The organism is Vibrio mediterranei, assembly GCF_900088415.1.
Lineage (GTDB): Bacteria > Pseudomonadota > Gammaproteobacteria > Enterobacterales > Vibrionaceae > Vibrio > Vibrio mediterranei.
This window is the reverse complement of sequence record NZ_FLLQ01000002.1, coordinates 636,893-649,907: the sequence shown is the minus strand read 5'-3', so window position 1 is coordinate 649,907 and position 13,015 is coordinate 636,893. Positions and strand designations below refer to the sequence as shown.

9 protein-coding genes are annotated in these 13,015 nt (G+C 43.8%); 2 read left to right on the top strand and 7 right to left on the bottom strand.

Annotated elements, in window-relative coordinates:
* Positions 1-360: 360 nt before the first annotated feature.
* The 3 genes from VME0621_RS09075 to VME0621_RS09065 all read right to left on the bottom strand — a co-directional run bounded on the left by VME0621_RS09075 (position 361) and on the right by VME0621_RS09065 (position 7,028).
* Entirely contained in the window at positions 361-1,953 is a 1,593-nt protein-coding gene (locus tag VME0621_RS09075; RefSeq protein ID WP_062458036.1) for a BCCT family transporter, read from the bottom strand.
* Between the two features lie 192 nt (positions 1,954-2,145).
* The gene (locus VME0621_RS09070) at positions 2,146-4,419 is read right to left on the bottom strand and encodes a putative bifunctional diguanylate cyclase/phosphodiesterase (RefSeq protein WP_062458033.1); all 2,274 of its coding nucleotides are present in this window, start codon (positions 4,417-4,419) and stop codon (positions 2,146-2,148) included.
* Between the two features lie 59 nt (positions 4,420-4,478).
* Positions 4,479-7,028: a DUF294 nucleotidyltransferase-like domain-containing protein gene (locus VME0621_RS09065; protein WP_062458030.1), complete on the bottom strand. Its 2,550-nt coding sequence runs from the start codon at positions 7,026-7,028 to the stop codon at positions 4,479-4,481.
* Between the two features lie 375 nt (positions 7,029-7,403).
* Between VME0621_RS09065 and VME0621_RS09060 the strand changes: the two genes are divergently transcribed.
* The gene (locus VME0621_RS09060) at positions 7,404-8,864 is read left to right on the top strand and encodes a DUF3360 family protein (RefSeq protein WP_062458027.1); all 1,461 of its coding nucleotides are present in this window, start codon (positions 7,404-7,406) and stop codon (positions 8,862-8,864) included.
* 330 nt (positions 8,865-9,194) lie between these two features.
* Here the strand turns inward: VME0621_RS09060 and mltC are convergent, their stop codons facing one another.
* From mltC to VME0621_RS09040, 4 genes are all read right to left on the bottom strand, one after another.
* Entirely contained in the window at positions 9,195-10,280 is a 1,086-nt protein-coding gene (mltC, locus tag VME0621_RS09055; protein ID WP_082795494.1) for a membrane-bound lytic murein transglycosylase MltC, read from the bottom strand.
* Between the two features lie 194 nt (positions 10,281-10,474).
* Positions 10,475-10,840 (bottom strand): hypothetical protein, encoded by a 366-nt coding sequence (locus VME0621_RS09050; RefSeq protein ID WP_051868255.1) that lies wholly within the window; start codon positions 10,838-10,840, stop codon positions 10,475-10,477.
* A gap of 190 nt (positions 10,841-11,030) precedes the next feature.
* A complete protein-coding gene (locus VME0621_RS09045; RefSeq protein ID WP_038229314.1) occupies positions 11,031-11,747 on the bottom strand; it encodes a sugar isomerase domain-containing protein in 717 nt (238 codons plus the stop codon).
* Between the two features lie 172 nt (positions 11,748-11,919).
* On the bottom strand, positions 11,920-12,318 hold the full coding sequence (locus VME0621_RS09040; protein WP_006069912.1) for a YgiW/YdeI family stress tolerance OB fold protein: 399 nt from the start codon (positions 12,316-12,318) through the stop codon (positions 11,920-11,922).
* A 279-nt stretch (positions 12,319-12,597) separates the two neighbouring features.
* Between VME0621_RS09040 and VME0621_RS09035 the strand changes: the two genes are divergently transcribed.
* The gene (locus tag VME0621_RS09035; RefSeq protein ID WP_062458020.1) at positions 12,598-12,972 is read left to right on the top strand and encodes a hypothetical protein; all 375 of its coding nucleotides are present in this window, start codon (positions 12,598-12,600) and stop codon (positions 12,970-12,972) included.
* Positions 12,973-13,015 lie beyond the last annotated feature (43 nt).

Genomic DNA, 13,015 nt, shown 5'->3' with positions numbered 1-13,015 from the left:
CTAGGGGGTTAGACAAGAACCTAAACAAGCCTTTGGCAACGGAGGGGGCGCAGCCTAAAGCGGTGGAGGTATCTGATAAATGTGTTTGAGTTAAAAGACGTTTAAGTGACGGTTAATAAAGACAGCCGGTAAATTTTTCCATATTTAACAAAGACTAATGGAATGCTGTTGAACGCGGTGTAATAAGGTGAAACAAGTTGACATAACTCTGATGTATCTAATGATGAAATGTATCAAAAGTGGGGGCAAATATTTGTAATGAATAGGGAGTGCGGAATACAGATAAGTGAAATGAAAAACGGCAAGCGTAAAGTGCTTGCCGTGAAATCGTTTTAGCTTACTAGTGACTTTGTTATAGCGTCAAAGTCGTTGCTGATTTGCCATCTGATTGGCAATTTTTGGTGCATACCAAAGACTCGGCGCAATAATGAAGGAGGCTGGCACTGCCGTGATAACAATAAATGACTGTAAGGCAGAGATCCCGCCGCTGCCTAACGAAATCAGAACAATGGCAACGGCACCCATAATGATTCCCCAGAAAGCACGAATCGTCGCGTTTGGTTCTTTGTCTCCACTGATCACCATGGTGATGGTGTAAGTCATCGAGTCACCCGTGGTGACAATAAAAGTTGTGGTGAGAATCAAAAATAAAATGGAGATCAGCGTCGGGAATGGCAACTGTTGTGTAATCGCTAAAAGTGCTCCTGGCATATTGAATCCCTCAAAGCCTGCTTGAATCACACCAGGATTTTCCAATTCAAAGGCAAGCCCAGAACCACCGACGATGGTAAACCAAAAGCAAGTTACTAGTGGTGCGGCGATACTAATGGCAAGTACTAATTGGCGGATAGTGCGGCCACGGGAAATGCGGGCAATAAAAATCGCCATCATCGGAGCATAGCCAATAAACCAACCCCAAAAGAACACGGTCCACCAACCTAACCACTCAGGGTTTCCTCGATACAGTGCCATTGGAACAAATTGGTCAATCATTTGACCTAAACCTTGAACATAGCTATCGATAATAAAGCCAGTGGGACCAGCAAAAAGAATAAACACGATAAGAGCCACGGTAAGAATAATGTTATAGCGACTCACCAACTGGATACCGCGATTGACTCCGCTTAATGCCGAGAGGGTATAAAATACCATCGCAACGACCACTACTATGGCTTGGGTTATGAAGGTGTCCGTAGTGCCAAACAACTCTTGCATGGCATAGCTGATTTGCAGCCCCAGAAAACCAATAGGACCAATTGTGCCGGCGGCAACAGCGATAATACTCAGTGCATCTACCGTGTTGCCGATTCCGCCTTTAATAGCTTTTTCCCCAAGTAGCGGATATAGCAAGGTTCTCGGTTTTAGAGGTAAGCCTTTGTCGTAATGCAGATGCATCAACACGATGGAAGATAAACAACCTAGAACAGCCCAAGCTAAGAAACCCCAATGAACAAAAGACTGAGAAAGTGCGTTGATGGCATTGGTTTTGGCATCTTGAGAGCCAAATAAAGGTGGAGGTGAAACAAAGTGTGCGATTGGCTCAGCAGCAGCCCAGAACACGCCGCCACCTGCGAGCAGTGTACACAATACTATCGATAGCCATTTGAAATTCGTTACATCAGGAGTATTGAGACCTCCTAAGCGAACATCACCGGTACGACCAAAACAGAGTGCAAGGCCAATAACGAAGTTGGCTAACAACAAAATTTGCCAAAATGCACCAAAATAACGAGTTGCTAGCTGGAAACCAGAATCGACCAGAGAAGAAAGAGTAACAGGATGGGTAAGGGCAAGTAGAACAAATAGGGTAAGAAAAGAGCCGCTAATCCAAAACACTGGATTGTTCATTTCCAGTTTGGCTGCGAGCTGTCTCAGTCGTTCAGGTGGATGGATAGCATCGTACGCTGAGTTTGAAGCTGCTGAAGTAGATTCAACAGTATTAGAATTTAGCATTAAATAATCACTATTCACTATATGCTGCGATTAAGCGAGCAATGTGGATTTGGACGCGATTTTTGCTGAGCAAAATGTGAGCTGCGTCATAAAAAGTCGGCCATCCTAGCATATTGATCAGCGGAGTTCAGAAGTTTTTTCATTATAAGGGCTCGCGGTAACCCGTTAACAGGTCTTCCTATCGTCTAGTGTTTACTTACGTTGTGCTTTGTTGAAGGCAGTGTATATAGGAATGGGCGTGGTTAGCTGTTTAGGAGAAGGGGACGGAATGCAAGGTTTGTCGCACAAATCATGTTGCTCGCAGTTTGAAGGGTGTAATTCAGTATTAAATGCAGGAAAAGGAAGAGAAAAATAATACCCTTGTCCGTAATCGCACCCTAACGAATTTAGCTTGTCTTGTTGTTCTTTTGTCTCAATACCCTCGGCGATGACGTTAAGGTTTAGCTTATGTGCGAGTTCGATAATACTGGCAACCACGCAGTAATCTTTACTATCGATGAGTAGTTTGTCGATAAAGCTCTTATCGAGCTTTAAAGTATGAATAGGAAGTTCATGTAGCAATGAAAATGAGCTATAGCCGGTTCCAAAATCATCCAAAGCCACTTCAATACCTTTTGCTCCTAATGCAGAGAGGGTCTTCATTGCTATGTCATGATTTGTCAGTACGCTGGTCTCAGTGAGTTCTAGTTTGATCGCTTTTGTCGGAAGTTCATAGAGCGCTAGTAAATCATCAATTTGCTGTAATAAATCAGAGTCTGTCACAAAACCAGGGCTCATGTTGATAGCGACACACACTTCCTGAGCATGCAGATCACGGTGTTCTGCAATATCAGCGCATGCTTTGTTTAGCACCCATTGTTCGAGCTGAACAAGCAAATTAACCTGTTCAGCGAGTTCTAAAAATTCACTGGGTGGAAGCAAGCCTTTTTGTGGGTGCTGCCATCGAACTAGAGCTTCGTAGTGCACAATATGTTGGCTGCGTAAGCAGTATATGGGTTGGTAATAGAGGCGTAATTGTTCGTGTAAAAGTGCCTCAGTAAAATCGCGCTTGAAGTCGGGGATTTGGCGAAATTTTAGCGCCATGTTGGAGTCATAAAAGCAGCACTGATACCCAGATTTTTCCTGTTTGGCATGGTACATAGCGATATCCGCAGCCTTAAGTAACTCAGTAGCGCGACGACCATGTTCAGGGGTAAGCGCGACGCCAACCGATGCTGAGATAGTCACTTGGATACCAGAGATGTTCATAGGCTCTTTCAGCGAGGTAATGACACCTTCAATATAGTCTTGTAGGTGTTGACGACTTTTTATATCAAACAGTAGCTGACCAAATTCGTCTCCACCCACTCGGGCGGTAATATCAGAGTGGGCGGTATTGGCTTTGAGTCTTTGAGAAACAAGCTTAAGGACCTTGTCGCCAAATAGATGTCCGTATCTGTCGTTAACGATCTTAAAGTCATTGAGATCGATAAATAGTACCGCTTTAGTTAAGGTCGATTGCGTGTGAGCTTGTGCCGCGACTAACTTCTTCATAAAGAAGCGACGATTGCCAATGCCAGTCACGCTGTCGGTAAATGACAGATTTTCCAACTGTTTGGTTTTTTTCTTTACCGCTTGTTGTAATTGAACTGGAAGTTGTAAATATTTCCAGGTTATCCACCCGGAGCATATCCCGATAGAAATAATCACAAGATAGCTCACCATCGGGAAAAACTTTTCCCATCTTGATGTTGGTAATGTAATGGCTAATTGCCATTGTTGGTTTGGCAGGGTAATGGTGGAGGTTGTTGTCACATCTTGTGGGTCAGAAGATGGGAGTTTAATCCCTGCAATACTTTTCACTTGACTTGTTGTGGTATCAATAGCGGACAAATCGAACGAATAGTATGAATCAGCAGCTGAAGGCAGGCCCGCATTGAGCAAAATAGTATCAAAGTAGATTAAGGCTGATGCAAAGCCCCAGAATGCTTTTTGTTGGGGTGAAAAGATAGGTAACCTGCCAATTACGGCTACCCCACCTTGTTTGAGTTGAAATGGACCAGATAAGGTTAATTTTCGGGTTGAGATTGCACGTAGTGCGTCCACTTTTCTTGCAGGATCCCGTAGTAAGTTATGACCAATGGCGGCTTCATGCCCCTTAAGCGGGTAGATATGTTGGACAATGCCGTCCGGGGCAAGCTGAATATTATCAACGAGTGGATGTTGAGCTATCAACCCTTGGGCGTAGAACTCGAAATCCTCGACGTTACCTTGGTCTTGAGATATCAATAAGGCAAGCACCCTAGTTACAGATAAAGCTTGCGCTAACTCAAGCTCTATAGCTCGAGCTTTATCAAAGGCGATTTCTTGAGCATGAACCATCTTCTCTTGCTGAGCATGATTTACAAACGTATAAACCCAGTAGCTCCCAGCGGAGATGACACTCAGCGTAAGTAGTATAGGAATAATAAGCTGATTTCTATTCATAGGGGTTAGTCTAGTAGGTTATTCAGATGAAGCGAAAAAACTAGACTAACCAAGGGGAGTTATAGGAAATCTTGTTGTACTTTTTGATGGAAGATAGCGATGCGGTTAAGAACGCTTTGTAAGTGCTGTTGTTCTATAGGTGTGAGGTCTTGTAATACTATCTGGTCGTTGATCTTACGCAGATCTGAATATTCAATAATCTGATTCATGAAGCGCAATTGCCAGATATGGTCGAAAACATAGAGCATTTCTCGAAGAGCGAGGGCATCAATTTCATGCTTTGTCGCCAATTGCTTTAGTCGATAGACAGTATTGCTCTCACGAATATCATGTTTTAGGGCATATAGCCGACAGAAAATTTCCATAGGTCGTAAGCACTCTTTTAGATTAAGTGTCAGTTGTCCTTGCTGTCTTTCAGTCTTTATCTGCTTGGTTAGGGTAACAGGTACTTTGTGTGCTAAACAGTTTTTGGCATAAACCGACATAAATCCAGGATATTGTTTGAGCAAGACCTGAATATGATCTTGGATAGCATTGACCAAACGTTCGTCACCATAGGTGGAGCGAATATCAAAAAAGACGTTCAGCTCCAGTATCGACTTAGGGGTGGCATATTGAATCCACTGGCTGAAATTGTCATTCCATTCTTTTTGGCTAAGGCACCACTGATGATTTGAGGCCATGATGAGCCCTTCACAATAGCGATATCCAGCTTGATCTAGCTTGGCACAGACACTTTCCGCCAAATGCAAAAAGTAACGTCTCACGCTTTTTAGGTCAGCGGTATCTGGCGTTTCAAAGACGATTGCATTGTCTTGGTCAGAAAAAAGCGTCATATCATGGCGTGCATTACTGCCGAAAGAAATAAAAGAAAACGGCACAGGTGGTTCGCCGAGCTCATCAATGGTTAACTCGATAAATCGACGGATAGCGGCGTCGTAAGCAGTGCCAATAGTGCGACGCAAAATTTCGGGACGAGAACCCGTTTGAATCATCTCTCGAATCAGCTCAGCCAGTTGATTGAGTGCTTCAACCGTTTGGCCTTGAGATTGACTTTGCTCGATGTCTCTGACGATTTGACTGCTTAGCTCTTGATAGTGACTAACCTGTTCAATAAGTCCAAAGCTTCCACTATAGATTTTACGTGTGATTGGACGGAACGACAGAACATGACCTTGCTTTTCAGATAGAAAAATTCTTGATGAGCTGAAGATAATGTCGACGATGTTACCACTCTTAGTGAGGAGCTGTGCTTCGAACTCATTAGGTTCTACGGCGTTGTTAAACAGTGCTAGTAAGTGTTGGAGTACGTGCACATTTTGCGGACTTTCAGGAAAGAGCTGGCTCCAAATAGAGTGATCTTGTAATTCCGTTTCGCTGTATCCTGTTATTCTTTGCAGGCAATCATTGGAATAGACTATCTTGCCTTCAGTTTCCAAGATATAACCCTCGTTTGATGACTCAACCAATGCTCTATAGCGGTCTTTCGCCTCATGTAGTGCTAACTCAGCTCTTTTTTTGCGATTTTCTATCGCTTTGCTCTGCGATAAGATAAATCCGAGGCAAACCAAAAGCCCGAAGAAAATGACCGAAAAAATCTTCATTAATGTGTGCTTTAGATCATCAATCCCTTGTTGAACATCGTCAAAATAGACTCCTGTTCCGATAATCCATTGCCAGTCGTCGACCCCTTGCACGTAGGTCAGCTTAGGCGCTGTGGTATTAGTGCGGTCGTTCCATTGCCAGAGATATTCGAGAAAACCATGCTGTTTAGCGGCGACCAACTTAGTAAATTCGACAAAAATCGCGACACCATCTTTGTCTTGATAATCAGTGAGGTCTTGACCCGTTAAATCTCGTCGATACGGGTGCATAATCATGTTAGGATGGAAGTCTATAATAAAAAAATAATCTTTATTATCAGTACCATATCGCATGGCTGCAATTTCTGTAGCTGCTCGAGATTGAGCCTCTTCCAAAGTTAAGACATCACGCTTTTCGAGGTCAATATAGCTATCAACAATGCTAACGGCTGACGATGTCAACTCTTCTAACATTTGCCGTTTTTGATTCATCATCGACTCTTCGACAAATGGCAAAACCATGAAAAAAGTAGCGCATACAAACAGAACTAGTGCCACTATAGATGGGGCAACAATCCGCAAGCTAAAGCGTGAAAAGAGTCGATTACTCTCTTGCCTACTTGCGTGTAAACCATCAAAGTACTCAGCGAGTTCATTGGCGCTAAGCACAGCGCGTAACTCTTCTGATTCACGTGCTTCGTGGTATTTGGCTTTAAATGTGTCGTTTTTGAAGTCGGCTCTCGAAGGGAGGTATCCGTCATAATCGTCACGGATATGAGCCTCGAATACGTCTCGGATAGTTTGCCTGCTGTATTTCCCTTCAAACTCTGAATATGCCTCTGCTAAGGCTTCCTTGCAGTGACGAAACTGTCGGTGATCGTAGGGGTCATTATTAGCGACGCGGCCCTTGCTTAATGCATGCTCAAATCGGTCGTGGTCAAAAAAGCCATCAATCCATTTATGAATATCTTCTGCTCTTATTCCATACAGCTTTTCGGTTCGATTAGCATGCTCCGATATCTTCATAGACTCCCTATTAAATCTGTTTCATTTCAACAAGATACACAAAGTATTTCATTGTGCACTTCGTCACAACTACTGCAAAAACACTACCTTACCGCTTTAAGAGTGGCTTCACGCTAATTCAAATCAAAAAACAGGTCGTAAATTTTGCTTACATTTTGTCCATTGTTGTTACAGGGATTCAGTTAAAACGCATGAGCTTTTTAACTATCACCAATGAGGAACCCAAACAGTAGATTCACTCTTCTGGCGCAAAAAGAAGAAGCTAGGTAGCGGCTGGGATGTCGTCTCGTATCAATTGAAGGTTGATATACCAAGCGTAAGTTGAATGTACTTTTTTCAGGTGGGCGACCTCATGCTCAATAAGGAAAGAGATGTATGTCTGGAAGTAGTAAGACGTTTTATAGGGACATGCGCCGAAAAGCGCAGGAGTTTGAAAGCAGGGAAGAGTTTTTAGACCACGATCTAAGAATCATGAGCTTTCGTCGTTGGGGGATCCACTTACCCTTTCGTGATTACAGTGTTGAGATAGAAGATTGGGTACCTGCTATTGCAGCAACCATAGGTAAAGTGGTCATGGTGACCGCAATGGTTGCCGCATTTGCAGCTCAGTTTGGGCTGTCCCCTGAGTTTGTTGCGGAAAATGTTCGTTATGAACTGCTCATTGCGGGTGCGTTGTTTGTTATTTTGTTCTCGGCCATTCTGAACCCCAATGCCAACTTAGCTGGTACACATGGACCGATGATACCTTTGATTCCCCTCATTGCAGCGGCTGGTGGGCATCCGTTGGCATTGGGTCTTATGGTGTGTCTATTCGGGTTGATTCTCGCCTTTACCAAAGGAGGGTCGAAATTGATGGCGCTCACCGGAGTCGGTGTTCGGGGAGGGTTGCTGATTTATTTAGGTGCGGTTGGTTTAATTAGTCAGATTAATAAAACTGAGGCTTGGGCTGCGAGTAGTGGACATGGCTATATCTCTTTTGCAGTAATTGGGATTACCGTGTTGGTCTACGCTTACCTTGCCAAGGTCAATAAACGTTGGTTAGCGATTCCTCTCTGCTCGGCATTAGCAGGGATTGTAGCATTCATTATGGGGGCAGAGTTTGCGTTTACGACAGAGCCTGGCTTGCCGCACTTGAGTCCTTTCTACTGGTGGGGTGAAGATACGGGATGGCAACTAGGCTGGCCTACACTTGAGCACTATATTGCTGTGACTCCTTTTGCTTTGTTAGCAGTGGCAATGTGGTCGCCAGATTATCTTGGTCACCGAGTGTTCCAAGAGCTGAACTATCCAAAAGATGCCAAAGGTGTATTGATGAATGTTGACGATACCATGATGGGTGCGTCAATTCGTCAAGGAGTGGGGGCATTGTTAGGAGGAGGAAATCTTGCCTCATCTTGGGGAACTTACATGATACCTGCTGCTATCGCCAAACGCCCGATTCCAGGAGGGGCACTGTTAACTGGCATCTTGTGTATCTTAGCGTCTGTATTAGGTTATCCAATGGATCTGGCGATGTGGGAACCGGTACTTCGTGTTGCTTTGATTGTTGGTGTTTTCCTACCTTTGCTTGAAGCAGGGATGCAGATGATTCATAAGCACAAAGATTCACTCAGTGCTGGCATCTGTATTTTCTCTTGTGCGTTTGTTAATCCTGTATTTGGATGGGCCACTACCATGCTGCTAGATAACATGGGCTTTATCGGTGATAGAGAGAGAGCAAAAGAACTATCCGCTAAAGATAAGTATCTGATTCCGGGATTGGCATTTGTAGTTTGTGTAGGTTCGCTGGCGGTCGTTGGTCAACTACCAGGTATTCCTGCACTCATTGGCGGTTAATCGGATTATCGTTAGAGAGCTAGCAAAACAGGCGTTTTTGGTGACTCATTAACCCTTACGATTCTAGCTCTCAAAAACTAAAAGGCCTATTAGATGCTGAGTCTGATAGGCCTTATTAACCAACAAATAGGATGTCGAAAATTGGAGGTTCATTGGTTTGCGATGATCATATCAGTCTGGTCGTGGACTGCTAGAAAATTCGGACACAAATATTGTAAGTATCAGTGTCCTTTTTCTTTAATTTTTCATTTTTAACTGTATGAATAATATAGGTTTGTTAATCTTATGATCGTTTGTTGAGCAGACTAAGTAATGTTGTAAGAAAGAGCGTTATTTGGTTAACACATTCTCATTAAAGTCCTTCTGAAAATACAAAACTTTTTGCAAATAGCGCCGCGCTTCATCTTTCGGATGTTGTGTGGTGAGAGCGGTATAAACTTGCTTTGGTTCCATCTGGTTTAATTTGTTCATCGCTCGTTTCCTATCTTTATCAAATGTCGCCAGTACCCCACCAGTTCCACCGTTATAGGCCGAAATCATGCTGAAATGGAGAGATGTAGGGTGCTTTACATCGCGTAAGTAACGATTCTTTAGGATGTAAAAATAGGCAGCGCCCGTATCAATATTATTAGCAGGATCAAAAAGGTACTCTTTGGTAGGTATGCCGGGTTTGTTTTTGACCAAATTGAACACGTCCGCTCCTGCGGTTTTTGGAATAACCTGCATAAGACCGTAAGCACCTGCGTGACTCACCGCGTATGGGTTAAAGCTGCTTTCGGTTTTTATGATCGAGTAAATGAGATCTTCAGATAAGCCATAACGTTTTGCCGCGCTTTGGATCAGCTCCGCGTATTGATACTCGCGCTGCTGCAAGTGATCGTCCGTCATAGAGATCTCGACATAGTAAGCGTTGCCATTTTTAATTGGCTTGGTGCGCAGTTGGGTAGCGATCAAATGTTTGGCGTAACGATTGGCTCGCCACTGCCATTCAATCGGCTTACCATCATGGTCGAGTACTTGACCAAGTAGAAAAGGCTTTCCCTTTAGAACTACTTGTTTGTCGGAAAACAGCTCAGCATGTTCTGGGTCGGCCGGCATCAGTAGCGTTTGTACAATGGCTTTTTGCAGATGTTGTTTTGAGTGACTTTGAGACAGCGTGGATACGTAAATTTTCCCGCGGTCAAAATCGATATGCGCTCGTGTTCGGTAGCCGTCTAGGTATTTCACGTAGCGATGCTTACCTGCCTGAACAAACTCGTCCTCTCCCCACTTTTCTTTGGCTTGACCTGCCACGTAGTTTAAAAGTTGATTGATGACTTGCTTTTGGGTGTTCGATGATGTGGAAGATCCAGGAGGATTCGTGTGGTTAGCACAGCCAAATAACAGCAGTACTGAGATAAGAAGCGCTTTCTTCACCAAGTGTTACTCATAGCATGGAATATACGAGGCTAAGTATCTGATAACTCGCGTGCTTTAAAAATCTACTTTCTCACTGAGCGAGTATTTGCTAGTACAGAGTTGAAGTGAAAACTCTCAATGCGACGTGCTTGGTGGCGAGTGAGCAAAACAGCCTACGATAAACAGAGGCTGCTTTCACCTAGTTGAGATGACTAGTATGGTTTGGGTGTCGGTGCTTGATTACTTGAAATACGTTTGGCGGTGACGATAAGCCCTTGGGTATAGCTAAAGCCATAGCCATAACCGTAGCCGCCATATCCGCTATCACCACGTCCTCCCGGCTCCAGGAGCGCTTTAAAATCATAGTCACCACTGGTAATGGGTGTAATCGAAATCACTTCATAGCCGTCGTGGTTAAGAGTTTCTACGGCTTTTTGAAGATCTTCTGTGAGGCGAACGCTGTCAATGACAGACTTAGAGTAACCCGTTTTGGTCCAAACAGGCGTGTCACTATAGTCGACAGCTTCATGCTTGCCGACTTCACAAAAGTGAGCGGGCACATGAATAACTCGATTCATACTGATACCTTTTTATATTGTTATTCTGATATACCTAAGGCGAGTTAGTCTTGGTGCTAACTTTTTATATAGGTGCGGTCATTTTACATAACTATATCGTCAAGTCTTGTAATTTATTGTTTTTCATCAGTGGCTTGAATGTATTAGTGAGTTGGTTTCTTCTCGACAAAATAGACTATGTGACGCCGTATTACATGGACTTGAGGCGACCTTTAAAGTGCGCATAGACATCATCATTGTTAAATCCGTCGACATTCTGACTTGAGAATATCAGCGGCTCTACCCCCTTCTCGAGTGCAAGCTTTTGCGCCTCGGTGGTAATAGTATTGACCAGCGCCATACCGGAGATGCTTGAAAAGGCACCAGTAACGCGTTGGTTGATTTCGCATAGACCATCGCCACTTGGAACTTGGTTATCTAACACGATATCAGCGATGTCCATCAGCTTTAATCCAGAGCTATGGCGGCTCGGGTATTGAGACGATTGGGTGACGGAGGTAATAGCGATCACAGGGTGACCTTTTTGCTTAGCTAACTGAGCAAATTCGACCGGTAGCGCATTTCTTCCCGAGTTTGATACCACCATGATGACGTCACCACTCGAAATGTTCTGCTCCTCCCATAAGATCTGCGCAAGACCTTCTAGCTTTTCGAGCTTTGAACCTCGCAAGGCACCATCTGAAGTCAGTACGGTTGAATCTAAGATGGCATTCACATTACCAAGCCCTCCAGCTCGGATAAAGCCTTCCAACCCCACCATATGCGAATGTCCGGTGCCAAGGATGTGAATCATGTTATCGCCGACAATAGCATCAGCGAAAAGCTGAGAAGATTGAGTAATCTGAGATTGATTGGCTTTAAAAAGTGTATCGAGTGCAGAAATGAGTTTTTGACTGTATTCAAACATGGTTCGGTTCTCTTTTATCGTTGAGATAAGTGGATTAGAACAGAGATGTACTGAGATAAGAAGGGGAGATGATAAGGAGTGCGCTGTCGAGCAAGTGTTTTATTTAAAAGGAAAATAAATAGCGCCGATGTACATCGGCGCTGAGTACGTAAAGATTCATGTATTAGACGGACTACTTGATAATTCGAATTGATTCCGCCTCTACAGCAACATCACTGTCACCTTTTTCAATCTCGCCATAGATTTTTACTTTGTCTTTTGGCGTGATGGTTTGTCCTGCCCATTGGTCGGCGTCGATTTCTACCGGCATTTCACCAGTATCATCTTTAAACATATACACTTCATGACCCATTGATTTTACCAAATAGCCCACGATGGTGACCTTGTTACCGTCGGTTAACCAGCCCGCATCCATGATTTCCTGAACAGTGTTTAAAGAGTCTTCTGCTGACGGTCCTTGAAACCCACCCGTTGTCGTTTCCATAGCTTCTTGATTAATCGTGCTTTGAGCAGCGAAAGCAGAGGTTGAAAGAATGAGTGAGGTAATGATAGCAAGAGGGATTTTTTTCATATTGATTCCTTAGAAACCAGGTCGAGACAGTGTGACTGCCCAGCCATTGAGTGTGTGCAAAACCATTACTCGTAGTTATAGAGCAATATGCAGGAAATGCCATATTTCAATGAGTGGATAAATATCAGGTACGAAGATTTCACGCAATTGGATCTGATGAAAAATAAGCTATCGAAAATAGAGAGTTAACTGGGTGTATTGTCGTCTAGTGATAACAAAGATTGCTTTTTAGCATGGATAGCAGTACATATAAGCAGATTCCACTACTGGGCTTTTTCTTTGAAGCGACTCATTGAGCTTTTTCCACTGATTGCGACCTTGTTACCGATACTGCTGTTGGGCGGGATCGTTAATGCTATGGAAGTGGATTTGCCTCAATATCAAGCGACGGTCATCACTCCTGATCGTACTCCTGACCTTGCTAATGATAACCAGTTGCTGCGCAGCTCGACGTTTCGAATACCTATTCCCAAAGCACAGCCAGCCTCAAAAGAAGTCCTGCCGTGGCTGCTTGTCGTTGCCGCGTTCGCATGTCTGATAACTACTTGCTGGGGAGCCCGTTACACGCCACGAAGTTACTTGTTTTCAGACAGTCGACGCTTAGCCGGATGGCAGGACAGTAACCTTCAATATCGGTTTATCCATTCTCGTTAAGTACGCCTCATTCCTGCTGTTATTTCCTTAGTTAACTGTTGGT

What these genes read in the sequence shown, in the direction of transcription:
- VME0621_RS09075 (WP_062458036.1), bottom strand. Translation starts at nt 1,953, where the DNA reads ATGCTAAATTCTAATACTGTTGAATCTACTTCAGCAGCTTCAAACTCA.
- VME0621_RS09070 (WP_062458033.1), bottom strand. Translation starts at nt 4,419, where the DNA reads ATGAATAGAAATCAGCTTATTATTCCTATACTACTTACGCTGAGTGTC.
- VME0621_RS09065 (WP_062458030.1), bottom strand. Translation starts at nt 7,028, where the DNA reads ATGAAGATATCGGAGCATGCTAATCGAACCGAAAAGCTGTATGGAATA.
- VME0621_RS09060 (WP_062458027.1), top strand. Translation starts at nt 7,404, where the DNA reads ATGTCTGGAAGTAGTAAGACGTTTTATAGGGACATGCGCCGAAAAGCG.
- VME0621_RS09050 (WP_051868255.1), bottom strand. Translation starts at nt 10,840, where the DNA reads ATGAATCGAGTTATTCATGTGCCCGCTCACTTTTGTGAAGTCGGCAAG.
- VME0621_RS09045 (WP_038229314.1), bottom strand. Translation starts at nt 11,747, where the DNA reads ATGTTTGAATACAGTCAAAAACTCATTTCTGCACTCGATACACTTTTT.
- VME0621_RS09040 (WP_006069912.1), bottom strand. Translation starts at nt 12,318, where the DNA reads ATGAAAAAAATCCCTCTTGCTATCATTACCTCACTCATTCTTTCAACC.